Source organism: Bittarella massiliensis (ex Durand et al. 2017) (assembly GCF_017566145.1).
GTDB classification, from domain to species: Bacteria; Bacillota; Clostridia; order Oscillospirales; family Ruminococcaceae; genus Bittarella; species Bittarella massiliensis_A.
Genome location: NZ_JABFCL010000005.1, coordinates 153,174 through 170,224 on the forward strand (window position 1 = coordinate 153,174; position 17,051 = coordinate 170,224).

Below are 17,051 nucleotides of genomic sequence, written 5' to 3' on the forward strand. Positions count from 1 at the left end.
GGCGGGCGGGGGAGAGCCCCGGCACGCCGAGAGAAGGGAGGAGTGCACAGTGGATTGCCTTTTTTGCAAGATCGCAGCGGGGGAGATCCCCTCGAAAAAGCTCTATGAGGACGATTCTATCTTGGCCTTTTACGATGTCGACCCCCAGGCGCCGGTTCACTTTCTGGTCGTTCCCAAGGCCCATGTCGCCAGCTGTGACCAGCTGACCGAAGAAAACAGCGCCGTTGTCGCCCACATCTTTGCCACCATTGCCAAACTGGCAGGGGAGTTGGGATTGAAAGACGGCTACCGCATCGTCAACAACTGCGGCAAAGACGGCGGCCAGACGGTGGGGCACCTGCACTTTCACGTGTTGGCCGGCCGCTCGCTGGCCTGGCCCCCGGGCTAATTGTTCTGCCCCCGCGCACATCTCGATTAAAAAGCTGGACGCAGTCGCGTCCAGCTTTTTTGTCCTCTTTTCCCCCAAGTGGCGGGTGCGAACCCCAAGAGAACATCTATCTGCCAGGAGGTTCGCACCGCAAATCTTTGGTTGCTTGCAGTTAAGTGGGAAAGTATGGAAAAAAGAAATTTAAATTTGACAGGATTTTGTGAAAAGGGTATCCTAAATGGGAAAGCAGTACCTTGTTTTTGTGCTGTTTTGCTGTCGTCCCCCACGCGGGGACGTGGATTGAAATTCGGCGTAGGTCAGGGTGACCCACCGGCATCGCTCGTCGTCCCCCACGCGGGGACGTGGATTGAAATACAGAGGACACAGTAACCACTCGCGGGAAGGTTGGGTCGTCCCCCACGCGGGGACACAACCTAAAGATTCAGCGCCTACACAGACACAGCCGCCCCACGCGAACCTCTCATCCCCAAGCGCCCTCCCTCTCAAACACTCGCAGCAAAAGGGAGCCGGAGCAGTATTTGCTGCTCCGGCTCCCTTTTATCCACTTAATCAGCCAATTGCGGTCAGACGATGACGTTGCGGGGTTCTCCCCGGCAGAAGGCGGCGATGTTTTCCCCCAATAAATTGACAAGGCGCTGGCGGGTCTCCAACCCCTTCCAACCCATGTGGGGGGTGAGAATCACGTTGTCCAGGGTGTAGAGTGGGTTGTCTGGCCGCGGGGGCTCCTGCTCCAATACATCCAGTCCAGCCCCGGCAATCTGCCGGGCAGTCAGGGCCCGAATGAGGGCGGGCTCGTCGATCAGGGCTCCGCGGGAGGTGTTGACGAGGAAGGCGGTCGGCTTCATCTTGGCGAGGGCTGCCTGGTCAATGATGTGGCGGGTCTGCTCGGTGAGGGGGCAGTGGAGGGTCACGGCGTCGCTCTCCCGCAGCAGGGTGTCGAGGGGAACATAGCGCACCCCCTCCTCGTCGGGCCGGGGGGTGCGGGTGTAGGCCAGCACCTCCATGTCAAAGGCGTGGGCCAGGCGGGTGACCGCCCGGCCGATGTGTCCGGCCCCGATGACCCCCAGGGTCTTGCCATTGAGTTCCAGGTGGTCGACCTGGAGAAACTGCTCAAAATTGCTGTGATCGCCCCGGCAGAGCATGGCCTGCTGCTTTTGCATGGAGGAGAAGAGGCCGAGCAGCAGCAAAAAGACGGTGTGCGCCACCCGCTGGGTGCTGTAAGCGGGGATGTTGCAGACAGTGATACCCCGCGCCTTGGCGGCGTCCAGGTCGATGTTGTTGTAGCCGGTCCCCGCCTCGCAGAGGAGCTTGACCGAATCGGGGAACCGGCGGATGCTCTCGGCGGAGACAGGCATCTCCTTGGTCACCACAATGTCGTATCCCTGAATGCGCTCCAACAGCTGCCCCTCGTCGGTGGCGCCGTAAACGGTGACTTGAGAAGCGATGTGGGAGAAGTCGATCTTGCCGTCGTAGTTGATGCGATCGGCGTTGAGAACCACGGTTTTATCCTTCACAAAAGTGCCTTCTTTCTCTCTTGATGATTTGGCATCCCCCTGCCAAAACAGGCGCTCTACCACCTCTGGAACGGGGAGCCGGACAGCATGGGCGGCTTCCAGTTTGCGGGGCGGGGGCCCAGCAGATCCACCGCCCGGCGGCAACCCCCTGCAAGCGCAAGGGGATCGCCGGAGGGCAGGTGTTGCACACAGCGGGATCGGGCCATCGGGCAGGGAACAAAGGGCATTTGCCCACCTGCCTGGCCATTATACCACAAGCAGCAGCAGCCGGGTACAGGAAGCTGTGGAAAAGGGAAGAATATGGGCAAAAAATGGCCCTGAGGTGGCCGCAAAAGGGAGAAGGTGAACCCCGTGTAAACGCTGCCTGAAAAGTCGGGGAGAAAATGAATTTTCCGTGATAAACCGCCCCCATTTCTTGACAGGCCATGGGGAAACGATTACAATTGATTCAAGCAAGGTCGGCCCAATGCTGCCTCGGGCAGGGTGCCGTCCTTTCTTCTGTGGCTTATCCACCGAGTAATCAAGAGAAATGAGTGCGATTTGTAATGAAAATTCCCTTTTCTCCCCCGGATATTAGCGAACAGGACATCGCCAATGTAGTCGATGCCCTCCGTTCGGGTTGGATCACCACCGGCCCCAAGACCAAACAGCTGGAAAAAGACCTCTCCGCCTACTGCGGCACCTCCCACACCGCCTGCCTCAACTCGGCCACCGCCGCGCTGGAACTCTCCCTGCGGGTACTGGGCATCGGCCCGGGGGATGAGGTCATCACTTCTGCATATACCTATACGGCCTCCTGCAGCGTCATCTGCCACGTGGGGGCCACCCCGGTCCTCGTCGATGTGGACGAGGGCTGCTACCACATGTCGGCCGCCAACCTGGAAAAGGCCATTACCCCCAAAACCAAGGCGGTCATTCCGGTAGACATCGGCGGGGTGCCCGCCGACTACGACGCCATCTTCTCGGTGCTGGAGCAAAAAAAGGACCTCTTCACCCCGTCTAACGACCTGCAAAGGGCCATCGGCCGGGTGGCCGTGGTGGCGGACGCCGCTCACTCGGTGGGGGCCACCTACAAGGGCAGACGGATCGGCTCTGTGGCCGACTTCACCTGTTTTTCCTTCCACGCGGTGAAAAACCTCACCACCGCCGAGGGGGGGAGCGCCACCTGGCTGGACTTCCCCGGCATCGATGGAGAGGAAATCTACCGCCAGTTCATGCTGCTCTCCCTGCACGGGCAGACCAAAGATGCCCTCTCCAAAACCAAGTTGGGCGCTTGGGAGTACGACATCGTCTCCCCGGCCTACAAGTGCAATATGACCGATATTCTGGCGGGCTTGGGCCAGAGCCAGTTGGAGCGCTATCCCCAGCTGCTGGCCGAGCGCCGCTCCGTGGTCGCGCGCTACGACGCCGCCCTTGCCGGCAAGCTGGAGATCATGCCCCACTACACCGGGGAATACCAGTCCTCCGGCCACCTCTACCTGACCCGGGTTCCCGGGTACAGCCTGGAAAAGAGGAACGCCCTCATCGAGCGCATCGCCGAAAAGGGGGTCGCCACCAACGTCCACTACAAGCCGCTGCCGCTGCTGAGCGCCTATAAAAATTTGGGCTTTGACATTGCCGATTACCCCAACGCCTACGCCCAGTTTGTAAACGAGGTGACCCTCCCCCTGTACAGCACCCTCACCGACGAGCAGGTGGACTATGTGATCGCGGCGGTCTTGCAAAGCATTGAGGAAGATGTATGATACCAGGGAAACTGACGGGGGCAATGGACGCCCCCATCATCCACCAATACAGGGACAGGCTGCTCAAAAAAAGGGGGAGCCTTCTCTGCAAGCGGGCCTTTGACCTGATCGTCAGCGCCCTGATGCTCATCTGCCTGTCGCCGCTGCTGCTGGTGTTGGCGATCGTCATCAAGTGCGACTCCCGCGGGCCGGTCTTTTTCCGGCAGGAGCGGATCACCACCGGCGGCAAGCCCTTTCGCATCTTCAAGTTTCGCACCATGGTGCAGGATGCGGACAAGTTGGGCAGCGCCGTCACCGCCCCCGGGGACAGCCGGGTCACCCGAGTGGGGGACAAGCTGCGCGTCTACCGGCTGGACGAACTGCCCCAGCTCATCAACGTCTTTTTGGGGCAGATGACTTTTGTGGGCACCCGCCCCGAGGTGCCCCAGTACGTGGACGCCTACACCGACGAGATGCGGGCCACCCTGCTATTGCCGGCGGGGATCACCTCCAACGCCAGCATCAAGTTCAAGGACGAACAGACCATCCTCAACCAGGCCATGGAGGAGGGCTGTGGCGACATTGACCAGGCCTATGTCACCCGGGTACTGCCCGCTAAGATGCGCTACAACCTGGAATACCTGCAAAACTTCGGCCTCGGAGAGGACTTGAAGTTGATGTGGAAAACCGTCATGGGGGTTTTCTTTCACCAGGATTAAAGCGAAAAAAGAGTGTGCGAATTGCATTCGCACACTCTTTTTTTGCCAGTCGCTCAAGCGCGGTAGAGGGTCTCGCCCTCGCGGATGGTCTCCACCACCCGAATGTCGCAGATGGCCATGGGGTCCACCTCCATGGGGTCTTGATCGAGGATGACCAGGTTGGCCAGCTTGCCGGGGGCGATGGAACCCTTTTCGTCCTCTTCGAAGTACTGGTAGGCGGCGTTGATGGTCACGGCCTTCAGCGCCTCCAGGGGGGAGATGCGCTCCTCCTTCCCCATGTCGGCCCCCGAGAGGCTGATGCGGTTGACCGCGCACCAGACGGTGCGGAGCATATCCGGCTCCAGCACGGGGGTGTCCTGGTGGAAGGTGAAGGGGATGCCCGCCTTTAAGGTGGAGGCGGCGGGGGAGATGCGCTTGGCCCGCTCTTGCCCCAGGTTTTTCAGGTGGGTGTCCCCCCAAAAATAGGTGTGGGCGACAAAGTAGGAGGGCATCATCCCCAGCTCCTTCATCCGGGGTACCTGGTCGCCGGGGCGCACCGTCTGGGCGTGGATCATCACCGGGCGGCAGGTGTCCCTGTCCGGCAGGGCGGCCTTGGCCGCGGTGAAGGCGTCCAGGTACTGCTGCGAGGCGGCGTCGCCGTTGCAGTGGCAGAGCAGCTGCATCCCCTCGTTCATGGCGATCTTGCAAAACCGCTCCACCTCGGTGTCCTTGTAGATGGGGTAGCCGCAGTAGCCGTCCCGCTCCCCCTCATAGGGGGAGGAGAGCCAGGCAGTTTTCCCCTGGGGCGAGCCGTCGAGGAAGATCTTGTAGCCGCCGATCTTCAGCCGGTTGCGGTATTGGCGCAGGTATTCGGGGTTTTCCCTGGCGATTTCCGCCTCGTCCTTTAAGTCGACATAGCCCACCAGGTCCAGTTTCAGGCTGCCGTGCTCGGCCAGGGTGCGCAGCAGGGTGAAATTCTGGTGCTTGACCATCCCCTCCTGGGCGGTGGTGATGCCGTGCTTGAGGTAGACCTCCTGCGCCCTTTCACAGAGGGTCAGCATCTGCGCGAAGGTGGGGGCCAGCCCGGAGGCGGAGGAGGAAAAGGAGATAAAGGCGTTTTCCTCCAGGTAGCCGCTGAGCTCCCCGGTGGCGTAATCCCGCCCGATCTTGCCCCCCTCGGGGTCGGGGGTCTGGGGGGTGTAGCCGCTCTGGTTCAGGGCGATGGTGTTGGCCACCCCCATGTGGCCCGACTGGTGGGTGATGAGCACCGGCCGGGTGGAACTGACCTGGTCGAGCACCTGCCGGGTGGGGTGGCGCCCCTCTTCCAGGCGGTTGTGGTCGTAGCCAAAGCCGACGACCCACTGGCCGGGCTCCAAATTCCTGCTGGCCACCGCCTCTCGCAGCCGCTGCACGATCTGCTGATGGCTGGTGCAGTCGCCCAGGGGGACGGCGTGCAGGGTGTTTGCCAGCATGGAGAGGTGGCTGTGGGGGTCGATGAAGGAGGGGAGGAGGGTCTTTCCCCCCAAGTCCACCCGGCGGACACCGGCGTCGGCCAGCTGTTCCATGGCGGCGAGGGAGCCGGTTCCCAAAATGCGGCCGCCCGCCACCAAAACAGCCTCGCAGCGGCACTGGTCGCCGGGCTCCATGGTGTAGATGTGGCCGTTGTAGTAGAGCGTTTGTGACATATTGCGTTTCACCCTTCTCTTCTGTGCCGCCGGGGAGGGCGGCCGATATACAGTAGTCTAGTCCCCGGCCCGGGGAGATATGCCGGGCCGTGTTTTCTATTGTAGTGGGCGGCCTGGCGACAGCTATGAAAAAACTGTAAACTCTGCGCGAAAAAAAGGACGCCCCCCCTCGGCGGTCGAGAGGGGGCGTCCCCGGCAGTGGCGTCTGGGCGGGTGGTCAGTCGGCAAAGACCAGGCTGTCGTCGCTCATCTCCTTGATGACGGCCAGGCTCTCCAGCCGGACGCCGGTCTGGCGCACCAGTTCGCCGCCGTCCTGAAAGCCCTTTTCAATGACGATGCCGCAGCCGGCGATGGTGGCACCCGCCTGCTGCACCAGCTGAATGAGCCCCAGCAGGGCCTGTCCGCGGGCCAGAAAGTCGTCGAGGATGAGGATGTGATCCCCCGGGTTGACAAACTTGCTCTCCACCTGAATGTCAAAGGTGGTGCCCCGGGTGTAGGAGGTCACCTGGGCGGTGAGGATGTCCCCGTCCAGGTTCTTGGACTTGGTCTTTTTGGCGAAGATCACCGGCACGTTGCCGAAGTGGCGGGCGGCGATGGCGGCAATGCCGATGCCCGACGCCTCGATGGTGAGGATCTTGCTGACCGGCGTCCCCGAAAACCGGCGCGCAAACTCCGCCCCGATCTCGTCGAGAAGGGGGATGTCCATCTGGTGGTTGAGAAAGCTGTCCACCTTCAAAATGTGGCCGGGCTTGACCTTTCCGTCCTGTAAGATGCGCTGCTTCAAAAGCTCCATAGGCGTCTTTCCTCCTGCTTTCCATTTTCCAAAGTACCCCCAGAATACCACGGCGGCAGGACAGAAAGAAATGGGCAAACTGCTCACAAATCCGCCGATTTTTCGGGGGCAGTCTGGCACCGTTGGCATCTGTCCTGAAAAAAGGGCGGCCCCTTGACAGCGGCGGGGCATTTCGACGGCAAACCGTTTCCGCTTTTAAGCGATTTTTTGCGCTTCTCCCCGAAAAATGGGCAAGGGGGAGAAAGCGCCCCGCGCGCCGATCTGCTATACTGAAAAAAACAGAGAGGGGGGAGCACCGTTGAACAGCGCGCAAAACCTGGCGGCGGAGGCAGTCGCCATCATCGAGGGGGAGCTGCAGCGCCGCATTCCGCTGGCCGAGTTGGCCGAGAGGCTGCACTACTCCCCCTACTACCTGCAGCGGGCCTTTGTGGGGGCGGTGGGGCTGCCGCCCGCCCGCTACGCCCAGCGCCGCCGGCTGACCGAGGGCGGCGCTGCAGCTGTGTTACACCCGCCAGCCTTTGGCGGAGATCGCCCTGGCGGCGGGGTATGAGAGCCAGCAGGCCTTTACCGCCGCCTTTGCCGCCTTTTACAAGCAGCCGCCCCGCGCCTTTCGGGAGGAGGGCCGCTTTTACCCCCTCCAGCTGCGCCATCGCCCCTGGCAGCCCCCAGCCAGGGGGGCGCGGCGGTTTGGGGCGGTGCGCCCGGCCCAAAGGGGGGACATCCCCGCCTGGATGGAGCTGGCCTTTTCCACGGTGGAGGGCTTTCCCCACCTGGAGGAGGGGCCCTTTCGCCGCGCCCTCGCCGCGGCGGTGGCGCAGGGGCGGGCCTTTCTCCTGCCCACCGGGGAAGGGGAGCTGGCGGGTGCCTTGATCCTGGGTCGGACCCCCGGTTGGATCGATTACCTGACGGTGTCCCCCCACTGCCGGCGGCGGGGGGCGGCCCGGGCAATGCTCCGCTTTGCCGCCGCCCGCTGGCCGGGCAGCCCCCTCTACCTGACCACCTTCCGCGCGGGGGACCGGGCCGACCCGGGCTACCGGGCCGCCTTTTTGCGCCTGGGCTTTGTGGAGGGCCCGCTGCGGGTGGAGTTTGGCTACCCCACCCAGCAGATGGCCCTCTTTCCCTCGGAGGGGAGGCGGCGGGATGGGTAAGAAGGCCGAGGGGGCAAACCCGCTGGACCGGCCCTTCGGCCCTGCCGCCCTGCTGCGCTTTGCCCTGCCCACGGTGGGGACCATGCTGTTCATGGGGCTTTACACGGTGGTGGACACCCTGTTTATCGCCCGGCTGGTGGGGGCCGACGCCCTCTCGGCGGTGAACATCGTCTGCCCGGTCATCAACCTGACGGTGGGGTTGGGGACCATGCTCGCCACCGGGGGGAGCGCCCTGGTGGCGCGGGAGATGGGGGCGGGGAACGCCCTGGCCGCCCGCCGCAAATTTACCCTGTTGGCCCTCTTCGGCGGGGCCCTCGGGGTGCTGATCGCCCTGGGAGGGCTGCTCTTTCTCTCCCCCCTCATCCGGGGGCTGGGGGCCAGCGACCGGCTCTACCCCTACTGCCGCGACTACCTGGCCGTCATCCTCCTCTTCACCCCGGCGGGGCTGGGGCAGGTGTTCTTTCAAAACCTGCTGGTGACGGCGGGCCGCCCCGGGCTGGGGCTGGGCCTCACCCTGGGTTCGGGCTGCGCCAACGCCCTGCTGGACTGGCTCTTCATCGTCCCCGGGGGGATGGGGGTGGCGGGGGCTGCCCTCGGGACGGGGATCGGCTATGCCATCCCCACAGCGGCCGGTATCTGTTTTTTCGCCCGGGACGGGGGGAGCCTGCGCTTCGCCCGACCCGGCGGCGGGTGGCGGACGGTGGCCGAGAGCTGCCACAACGGCTGCAGCGAGATGGTGGGCCAGCTGGCGGCGGCGGTGACCACCTTCCTCTTCAACGCCGCCATGATGGCCCGCCTGGGGGAGGAGGGGGTGGCGGCCATCACCGTCCTCATCTACTCCCAGTTTGTCTTCAGCACCCTCTCCATCGGCTTTTCCATGGGGGTGGCCCCGATCATCAGCTACCAGTGGGGAAAGGGGGACCGGCGGGCCCTGGCGAGGACCGCCCGCCTGGCCCTGGGGGCGGTGGGGATTGCCTCCCTGGCGGTGTTCGCCGCGGCTTTGCTGGGGGGCGGATGGATCGCCGTCCTCTTTGCGGGGGAGAACCGGGCGGTGGCAAATTTGGCGGCAGAGGGCTTCTCCCTCTTTGCCTACTCCTTCCTCTTCTCGGGGATAAACCTCTTCTCCTCGGCCTATTTTACCGCCCTGTCGGACGGGAGGACGTCGGCCCTGCTCTCCTTTTTGCGCACCTTTGGTCTGCTGGCCCCCGCCATCCTCTTTCTGCCCCGGGTCTGGGGGACGGCGGGCATCTGGTTGGCGGTCCCCCTGGCAGAGGGGGGCGCGTTCCTCTGCTCGGCGCTCTGCCTCTGGCGGCAGCGCCGGCGGCTGGAGGGGGAGAGGGCGGCCGGCTAGCGGGGCGTCCCCGGGCCGCTTTTCTCTCCCGGCTCCAGGCAGAGGGGGAAGGGGGGCGCCCTCCCGCCCCCGCCAAAAGCGAGCGCCGCGCCACCCCAAAATGGGGCGGCGCGGCGCTTGCGATGTTGCCGTTTATTTGACCCGGAAGTTCTTGGGCGCCCAGCGGTAGATGAGGACCAGGGCGGCGGCGGTGTAGAGGACGGTGGCCCCCAGAACGATGAAAGCAAAGCCAGCGGGCTGGCTGTCCAGCTTGAGGCAGACGAAGCAGGCGATGTAGACCGCCGTGTTCAGCAGGGTGTAAAAGGGGTTTTTGATGTCCAGCTCAGCGGTGTAGGGCTGAAACACGTAGTAGAGGAACAGGTGGTGTACCGAGAAAAAGACGGCCAGCATCAGCACGGTGGCGCAGTAGGAGAGGATGTCCAGCGGGGGCCAGTGCAGCCCGGCCGCCAGCCCAAAGGAGAGGACGTAGAGACAGATCCCCCCGGCGGTGATGAGGTTGAAGCCGCAGAGCCGCCGCAGCCGGATGCGGAAATTGCGGAGGACGACCTCCTTTTGCCGGTAGAAGCCATAGCGCAGCAGGCTGATGTCGCAGTTGTAGAACATGGCGCGGCAGGCCTGGTCGCCGATGGAGAGAAGATACATCAAAAAGACCATCAGCGGCAGGGACTTAGGGAGAAAGCTCCCCAGGTCGCGGGCCATTTCGGGGAAGAAGAGAAGGCAGCCGAAGGAGAGGAGGGCGGCCACCGCCACCACTGCCAGCCGGCGGCAGACCGGCAGGAAGAAAAGCCGCTTGTGCCGGTCGAAGAAGATGGCGTTGAGGTAGTCGTAACCCGTTTTTCGGTCGTATTTGCCGGTCTGCAGGGCGTCGCCTGCAAAGTCTTTGTCCCGCAGTTTGACCGATGCGAACTGGGCCTGGTTGGAGGCCTTTTTGGCGTCCAGTTGCACCTCGCTCAGGGGCAGGGCCTGCCGGGCAAAGGCGGGGTAGTTGCGGTAGCGAAAGAGACTGCGGGCAGCCAGCGCCCCCAGCCCCAGCAGGGCGGCCCAAAAGAGGGGGGAGGAGACCACCCGCCCCACCGGGGGGACAGCCTGCAGGAAGGGCGGCAGGTAGGCCGCCAGGGGGATGAGGACGATCAGCACCCACTGGTAGGCCATCTTCTTTTGGGTCAGCAGGCCGAAGCGGTCAAACAGCCAGAGCTGCACCCGCTCCCCCACCAGGTGGGCGGCCACCCACAGGGGGGCCAGCACCAGCCCCCGCAGGGCCCCAAAGCCGACGAGGGCTGAAAAGAGGGCGGTGGAGGGCAGCAGGTAGAGGATGTCCATCAGGTGGGAGAAGAGGCCGTTGACCGGCAGGTATTCCTGCGCGGGCATCCCCATCAACTTGACGCAGGTGTACTTGACGGCGCTGGTGTCCCCGATGGCGGTCTTGATGAGGGCGCCCCCCACAAAGCTCATCATCAGCAGAAACCAGAGGAAGGCGTCCACCCGCTGCTGGGGGGTGATCGTCTCCATCACCACCGCCGCCGGCAGCCAGATGGCCAGGCAGACGTAAAGGCCCTTGTAGAGCACCTGGGTGCAGGCCTTGAGCAAAAAGGCCACGGCGCAGACCCCGTCTTTGAGGGAGCCCTCGGCGTAGAGCCGGTCTTTAAAGAGTTTCCCCACCAGGGGCAGGCGCTGGCACCAGTAGATGAGGGTGTTGCCGGTCACCGCCGCCCCGATTTGAAAGCTCTGGCGAAGGGTGTCAATCATGGCCTTCCTCCTTCAGCAGCTCCACCACCCGGTCCTCGAACTCGCGGCTGTGGATGATGGAGGTCTCCACCGGCTCCAATTCGCCCCCGGTGAGGAGGACGATCTCGTCGCAGAGGTCGGTGGCCAACTGCAGGATGTGGGTGGAAAAGACGATGATGTGCTCGCCCTTCATCTCCCGCAACAGGTTTTTCATCTCCAGGGCCACCACCACGTCGAAGGAGGTGAGGGGTTCGTCCAGCAGGATCACCGGCGGCTTGGCGATGATGAAGCAGAGCATCTGCACCTTGTTCTTCATTCCGTGGGAATAGTTTTTGATGAGGCGGTGCCGGTCCTCCGGGGCAAAGCGGATCAAGTCGAAGTAGTCGTCGATCCCCATGGAGGAGTGGATCTTCTCCCGGTTGATGTCCATGAAGAACTTGACAAACTCGTACCCGGTGAGAAATTCGGGCAGGATGGGAGTGGAGAAGACATAGCCTATATCCCCCTCCTCCAGGGGACGGCTCCCCGCCTCGTCGGTCAGCAGCGCCTGGCCGCCGTCCGGCGGGGTCTCCCCCGACAGGCAGTTGAAAAGGGTGGTCTTGCCCGCCCCGTTTCGGCCCAGCAGGCCATAGATCTTCCCCTTTTCAAAGGCAAAATCGGCCCCCTTGAGAACCTGTTTCTCCCCAAAGGACTTGGTGATTCCCTGCAGCGTCAACTGTGTCATCTGGTCTCCTCCTCCCCCAACGGGGGAAACACGGGTGTGATCTGTCTATTGTATTACTGGAATAATACAATGATACATATCTGTGATTTGTTTGTCAATCCCCTTTCCGCACAAAATGGGAGGGCGCGCCCTCCCGGCGGCAGTGGCCGGGCGAGGGGAAAGGCCCTGCCGGCAGAGGTGCGCGGATGGGAAATGGGGCAGGCTGCCCTTTGCCGAGGGAGTCAAAAAGGGGGCTTTCCACCGGGTGGAAAGCCCCCTTCCCCCACAGACGGGAAACGCCGGGAAAACGCCCTAAAACAGTTCTGTAGGCGGCTTTTCGCCTACCCTTCGCACTTTTTGAACGTAACGACAAAGGCCCCCTTGACCTGCATGGACGTGGCCATATAGTTGTAGGTCACAAGTTCCCACCCGCTGGCGGCCCTCTCGTTGATCAACTGGTCCAACAGGGCGATGTCGCCTGCGTCCGCCTTGTCTGAAAGCCATTTTGTGCCCACCTTTAAAATTTCTGTTTTGTAGATATACACGGTCTGTCCCCTCCTGTTGCCGGCCGAAAACCAATGGCAAACGGCGATTTTTCGCGCGGTGATTTCTCCGCCAAAAGCGGCCTGTCATTTTCCCACACCCTATCATATCGGCCGACTCTTCTCAAGGCCATCGAGGAAAAACCAACGGCCGTTCTCCCGGCAACAGAGTGGGGGAAAGGTCCCCTTTTGCAGCGGGAGGGGATGTGGTATAATAGCCGCAAAGCAGCTGTGATACCGAGGACGGCCGGGCAGATGCGCAACCTTTGTCTGCTCCCCGCCTCATGGCCACACACCACTGCGCGCTCGGCAGTGTCACAAAAGGGCACCCCCTGCGCACGGGGGGAGATTTTGACGAGGAGAAAGGAGGGGGCGAGGTGGAGCGGACAAACCCCTATCTGCCTCTCTACGAGCACTGCCGGCTCTGCCCCCGGCGCTGCGGGGTCAACCGGCTGGCGGGGGAGACCGGCTTTTGCGGGGCGGGGGCCGTCCCCAAGATCGCCCGGGCCGCCCTCCACTACTGGGAGGAGCCCTGTCTCTCGGGCCAGGCGGGGAGCGGGGCGGTCTTTTTCTCCCACTGTACCCTGCGGTGCGTCTACTGCCAAAACGCCGACATCAGCGCCCGCCAGCAGGGGCAGGAGGTCAGTGAGGAGGAGCTGGCCCGGGTCTTTCTCCACCTGCAAGAGCAGGGGGCCCTCAACATCAATCTGGTCACCCCGGGGCACTACCTGCCCTCCGTCCTCTGGGCGCTGGAACTGGCCCGGGCGCAGGGGCTCTGCCTGCCGGTGGTCTACAACACCAGCGGGTATGAGCGGGTGGAGTGCCTGCGCCTGCTGCGGGGGAAGGTGCAGATCTATCTGCCCGACTGCAAGTACCTCTCGGCCGAGACGGCCCGCCGCTACTCGGGGGTGGGGGACTACTTTGGGGTGGCCATAGCCGCCCTGGACGAGATGGTGGAGCAGGCTGGCCCGCCCCGGCTGGACGGGCGGGGGGTGATGACCGGCGGGGTCATCATCCGCCAGCTGCTGCTGCCCGGCCGGGTGGGGGAGGCCCAGCGGCTGACGGCGACCCTGCACGCGCGCTACGGCGACCGGGTCTATTTGAGTTTGATGAACCAGTACACCCCCATCCTCCCCCAGGTGGCGTCCTGGCCGGAGCTCTGCCGCACCGTCACCCCCGACGAGTACGACCAGTGGGTGGACTACGCGGTGGACTGCGGGGTGGAAAAGGGTTTTGTGCAGGAGGGGGACACGGCGGAGGAGAGCTTCATCCCCCCCTTTGACGGCAGCGGCCTGCCCGGCTTTTTGCGGTGGAAGTGAGGGGCCGCCGCAAAATTCCCCTTGTGGCGGGGGGCAAAAACTGCTATACTGGCCTTGCTTAAGCAGAGTAGGGGACCGCGCGTTAAGTGCCGCTCGAACGGGGAGTTGTCGGGCGGACGAAAAGGCAACTTGCGGTGCGGCCCCCGCATCCCGCTGCTGCACGGTGAAGGGAGGACGGGCCTGTCCCGCCCCTGACAAATTCTCCGGCTTTGGCCGCTCCCCCTGCTTTTGGGGGAGATTGGCCGGGCCGGGGGCGCTCCTTTACGCGATGTGGCAATACCGGCTTGTACGGGGTGGCGCGCTTTGGCGCACCGCCCCTTTCTGCTGTCAAGAAAGGAGTGTGTGTCCCGTGCAGGAGACAACCAAGACCAAAAACCGATTTCGGCTGGCAGCGAGGGAGTTTCGAACCCTCTCCAGCCTGGCCGGGGCGTCGATGATGACCGCCCTCAACGTGGTGCTCAGCTTTTTCACCCTTCGCCTCTCCGAGCTGCTCAAGGTGGGCTTCAGCTTTCTGGCAGTGGCGGCCACCGGCTTCCTCTACGGCCCGCTGCTGGGGGCGGCGGCCGGGGGGATCGGCGACATCGTCAAATACCTCATCCACCCCGATGGGCCCTACTTCATCGGCTTCACCTTCAACGCCTGCCTCTCCGGCTTCCTCTATGGCCTCTACCTCTACAAAAAGCCGGTGAAACTCTGGCGGGCGGTCTGCGCCAAGCTCACCGTCTCCCTGGTCATCAACCTGTTGCTCAACCCCCTGTTTCTCTCCATCCTCTACGGCAAGGCCTTTGTCCTCATCTCCACCGTGCGGCTGACCAAGCAGCTGGTGATGTTCCCGGTGGACACCGCCCTGCTCTACGGGATGCTTCGTCTGCTGGAACGGGTGCGGGTGCGGCAGATGGGGGCCCCCCTCTCCCGGTAGGGGCGGGGCGCTGCCCAGTTTTGACCACCTGCGGGCCTGGCAGGCGGGAAGTATCTGCCCTGCCTCCCCGTTGGGGCAGAAAGTGTGAACCGCCCACAGTGACGCGCCGAAAACGCCGTCCCCGGCAGACTGCTGGGGGCGGCGTTTTTGACAGCGGCGGAGAGAGGGGTTGTGGGGGCGTTCCGGGCGGAGGATCAGCTGTTCGCAAGGGAGGGACGCGTCCCCCCCCTCTGGCCGGTCACCCCAGCACCTGCAGCGGCCCCTGGGCCCAGTTGCCGGCCAGGTCGCGCACCTTCAGGGTGTAGCGCCCCGGCGGCAGGGAAAAGCGGACGGCGTCCTCGCCCTGTGCGTGGGGCTGGGGGGCGTAGACCTCCCCTGTGGGCGCGCAGGCGACGGCGGACGCCCAGTCCACCCCGGAGTCGCCGTCCTGCAGGGCAATCAGGGTGTCGCTCCCCTCCCTCTTGACCCAGAGGAGGGCGGGGGCCTCGGTGTCCAGGTCGTCCACCGTCACCGAGGCGGTAATCAGGTGGCCGCCGGCCGCCGCCTCCACCCGGTAGGCGCCGTTTTGCCGGGCGGTGGCCAGGTAGAGGCCGTTCCCCTGGGGGGCAAAGTCCACCGCGTTCCCCTGGGCGTCGATCAGCCGCACCTGTTGGGCCGTTCGCCCGGCCAGGCGCACGGCGACGGTGGCGGCGTTGGCCGGGGCGCTCACCTGGGCCTCTGCCGACTGGATGGAAGGGGGCAGGGCCTGCCAGACGGCGGCGGTGAGGGCCCCCGCCCCCAAAACGGCGGCCGTCGCCGCCCAGCGGGATACCCGGCGGCCCGGCTGGGGGGCGCGGTTTGCCACCCGCACGGCCACCCCCAGGGGCAAAACGGTGAGCAGTCCGCCCCCCAGGGCGGCGCGGAGAGCGCCCTGCGCCTCCCGCAGCAGCCGCTGCACAGTGCTCTGGGAACAGCCCATCTCCCGGGCGGTCTCCGCCAGCTTTTTGCCCTGGTAGTAGCGCAGCTGCACCGCCCGGCGCTGGCGGGGGGGAAGGGCTTCCAGGGCGGCTTGCAGCCGCTGCTGCCGGTCGCTGCGGTCGGCCTGGGCCTCGGGGCCGTTCTCCTCCGGCTCGGCCAGCGTCAGCAGGGCCTGCTCCCCCTCGGCGGGGCGCTTCTCCCGCCGCAGCACCGCCAGGCAGGCGTAGTAGGTGGTCTTGTTGAGGTAGGCCACCACCGCCTTGCCCGAGTGGATGTTCCCCATCGACCGGAAAAAGGCCAGATAGCTCTCCTGCACCGCTTCGCCGGCCAACTCCGGGTCCTTTAAGATCCCCAAAGCCCGGCTCTTTTGCAGGGGGGCGGTGGCGTCGTAGAGGGCGCGAAAGGCCGCTTCGTCCCCTTGGCGGGCCCCTTCCAGCCACTGGGCAAGCTGCCCGTGTGTTGCCTTTTTCACCTGTTATTTCCCCTTTTTTCGACAAGTCGGTTTTCCCCATTGTAACAAATAAAATTTTCTTTTCAAGTTGTGACCACTTTTTCGCCGGTCCCCTCTCTTAGAAAAAAGAGGGGGGAAATATGCCGCCCACAAAGCCCCGGTGCGGGCTGGGCAGCGGGCGGCAACACCCCCCGAACAGGCGACAGAAAAATAATGGAAACAAAGGGGAGAGCAGACAATGAAGAAACAAAAATGGCGGGGGCTGCCCACGCGGCTTGCGGCGCTGGGTTTGGCGGCGGCCCTCTGTCTGGGGTTGCCCCCCGTTTCGGCCCTGGCCGAGGGAGAGGGGGAAGCCCCCGGCGGCGACAGCTCCTCGGAATTTGTGGGAAGCGATAACCTGCTGGATATATTCACCTACAACAAGAACAGCTTTTCCGGCGGGTATGTGTCGGGCAACGACATGTACCTGGCGGACACCAGCGAGACTACCCCGCACTGGGCAGCAGCTTTTCCCAACGATTACGGTTGCATCAGTTCGGTTACGAGCAAAAATATGGTCTCTCTGAAAGCTGACTGGGAGTTTGTCAGCTCTTTTTCAGTTGAGTACATCGATAAGATGACCTATGCTTCCCTTATTGCGCAGGTAGGGACCCCCGCTGAACCCTATATTTTCTTTTCACGGGTGGGACACTTAATCGGGAACACCAATACAATCGGCTTTTATCCGCACGGTTCAGATATGAGTGCATACGCTTCGGAGGCCCTTTCGCCAGACCTGCTCAACGGTCGCCAGGCCTTTACGATCAAATACAGCGCTGCTACCCAAACGATGACAATTGACTTTGGGGGGACGACCTGCAGCTATAAAACCGCCAAGACGGGACACGACAAAGCCAACTTTTCGTTCACTGCTGAGTGCGGCTGGCCCAAGGCCAACCACGATGGCCTGGACAGGGTGTACAGCGTTGGCGGCACCTTTTCCTCCGCCAAATACACCCACTACCAGCCGCAGTTCGTGAGCACCGAGCTTTTGGACGAAGACGGGAACACCATGACCGACGCGGAGAAGATGGCCCTGAAGGACGGGGACGTGGTGACGGTGCGCTCCACGGTGAAAAACAACCACCCGGAGGC

16 protein-coding genes and 1 riboswitch are annotated in these 17,051 nt (G+C 63.7%); of the genes, 9 read left to right on the forward strand and 7 right to left on the reverse strand.

All coding sequences use genetic code 11. The features are described from left to right. Positions 1-49 precede the first annotated feature (49 nt). The gene (locus tag HJY11_RS07575; protein ID WP_208075380.1) at positions 50-388 is read left to right on the forward strand and encodes a histidine triad nucleotide-binding protein; all 339 of its coding nucleotides are present in this window, start codon (positions 50-52) and stop codon (positions 386-388) included. 563 nt (positions 389-951) lie between these two features. Here the strand turns inward: HJY11_RS07575 and HJY11_RS07580 are convergent. Beyond that, positions 952-1,902 carry an NAD(P)-dependent oxidoreductase gene (locus HJY11_RS07580; RefSeq protein WP_208075381.1) on the reverse strand — a complete coding sequence of 317 codons (951 nt, stop codon included), beginning with the start codon at positions 1,900-1,902 and terminating at the stop codon, positions 952-954. A 545-nt stretch (positions 1,903-2,447) separates the two neighbouring features. Here HJY11_RS07580 and HJY11_RS07585 point away from each other — a divergent pair. Then, a complete protein-coding gene (locus tag HJY11_RS07585; RefSeq protein WP_208075382.1) occupies positions 2,448-3,647 on the forward strand; it encodes a DegT/DnrJ/EryC1/StrS family aminotransferase in 1,200 nt (399 codons plus the stop codon). Beyond that, complete coding sequence (locus HJY11_RS07590; protein ID WP_208075383.1) at positions 3,644-4,345, forward strand: sugar transferase; 702 nt, start codon at positions 3,644-3,646, stop codon at positions 4,343-4,345. The genes HJY11_RS07585 and HJY11_RS07590 overlap by 4 nt, the downstream gene beginning before the upstream one ends. 53 nt (positions 4,346-4,398) lie before the next feature. On the opposite strand, the gene HJY11_RS07595 is transcribed toward HJY11_RS07590, so the two are convergent. Continuing rightward, positions 4,399-6,009 carry an amidohydrolase gene (locus HJY11_RS07595; RefSeq protein ID WP_208075384.1) on the reverse strand — a complete coding sequence of 537 codons (1,611 nt, stop codon included), beginning with the start codon at positions 6,007-6,009 and terminating at the stop codon, positions 4,399-4,401. 217 nt (positions 6,010-6,226) lie between these two features. Beyond that, complete coding sequence (locus HJY11_RS07600) at positions 6,227-6,802, reverse strand: xanthine phosphoribosyltransferase (RefSeq protein WP_208075385.1); 576 nt, start codon at positions 6,800-6,802, stop codon at positions 6,227-6,229. Positions 6,803-7,100: 298 nt separating this feature from the next. Between HJY11_RS07600 and HJY11_RS07605 the strand changes: the two genes are divergently transcribed. Genes HJY11_RS07605 through HJY11_RS07615 form a run of 3 tightly spaced genes read left to right on the forward strand, consistent with a single transcriptional unit; the run spans position 7,101 to position 9,301 of the window. Further along, a complete protein-coding gene (locus tag HJY11_RS07605) occupies positions 7,101-7,352 on the forward strand; it encodes an AraC family transcriptional regulator (protein ID WP_208075386.1) in 252 nt (83 codons plus the stop codon). After that, positions 7,321-7,950, forward strand: a complete 630-nt coding sequence (locus HJY11_RS07610; protein ID WP_208075387.1) for a GNAT family N-acetyltransferase — start codon at positions 7,321-7,323, stop codon at positions 7,948-7,950. The genes HJY11_RS07605 and HJY11_RS07610 overlap by 32 nt, the downstream gene beginning before the upstream one ends. Further along, positions 7,943-9,301 (forward strand): MATE family efflux transporter, encoded by a 1,359-nt coding sequence (locus tag HJY11_RS07615; protein WP_208075388.1) that lies wholly within the window; start codon positions 7,943-7,945, stop codon positions 9,299-9,301. The genes HJY11_RS07610 and HJY11_RS07615 overlap by 8 nt, the downstream gene beginning before the upstream one ends. A gap of 132 nt (positions 9,302-9,433) precedes the next feature. Here the strand turns inward: HJY11_RS07615 and HJY11_RS07620 are convergent, their stop codons facing one another. From HJY11_RS07620 to HJY11_RS07630, 3 genes are all read right to left on the reverse strand, one after another. After that, the gene (locus HJY11_RS07620; RefSeq protein ID WP_208075389.1) at positions 9,434-11,047 is read right to left on the reverse strand and encodes a hypothetical protein; all 1,614 of its coding nucleotides are present in this window, start codon (positions 11,045-11,047) and stop codon (positions 9,434-9,436) included. After that, positions 11,040-11,750, reverse strand: a complete 711-nt coding sequence (locus HJY11_RS07625; protein ID WP_208075390.1) for an ABC transporter ATP-binding protein — start codon at positions 11,748-11,750, stop codon at positions 11,040-11,042. The genes HJY11_RS07620 and HJY11_RS07625 overlap by 8 nt, the downstream gene beginning before the upstream one ends. A gap of 320 nt (positions 11,751-12,070) precedes the next feature. Further along, on the reverse strand, positions 12,071-12,274 hold the full coding sequence (locus HJY11_RS07630; RefSeq protein WP_208075391.1) for a DUF4177 domain-containing protein: 204 nt from the start codon (positions 12,272-12,274) through the stop codon (positions 12,071-12,073). A 374-nt stretch (positions 12,275-12,648) separates the two neighbouring features. On the opposite strand from HJY11_RS07630, the gene HJY11_RS07635 reads away from it, so the two are divergent. Further along, positions 12,649-13,590 carry a radical SAM protein gene (locus HJY11_RS07635; protein WP_368041557.1) on the forward strand — a complete coding sequence of 314 codons (942 nt, stop codon included), beginning with the start codon at positions 12,649-12,651 and terminating at the stop codon, positions 13,588-13,590. Between the two features lie 61 nt (positions 13,591-13,651). Then, positions 13,652-13,748, forward strand: a riboswitch (THF riboswitch). Between the two features lie 191 nt (positions 13,749-13,939). After that, positions 13,940-14,509, forward strand: a complete 570-nt coding sequence (locus HJY11_RS07640) for a folate family ECF transporter S component (protein ID WP_368041558.1) — start codon at positions 13,940-13,942, stop codon at positions 14,507-14,509. 238 nt (positions 14,510-14,747) lie between these two features. On the opposite strand, the gene HJY11_RS07645 is transcribed toward HJY11_RS07640, so the two are convergent. Then, entirely contained in the window at positions 14,748-15,938 is a 1,191-nt protein-coding gene (locus HJY11_RS07645) for an RNA polymerase sigma factor (RefSeq protein ID WP_208075393.1), read from the reverse strand. A gap of 217 nt (positions 15,939-16,155) precedes the next feature. On the opposite strand from HJY11_RS07645, the gene HJY11_RS07650 reads away from it, so the two are divergent. Then, the coding region (locus tag HJY11_RS07650; RefSeq protein WP_208075394.1) for a hypothetical protein at positions 16,156-17,051 on the forward strand (896 nt) is incomplete at its 3' end.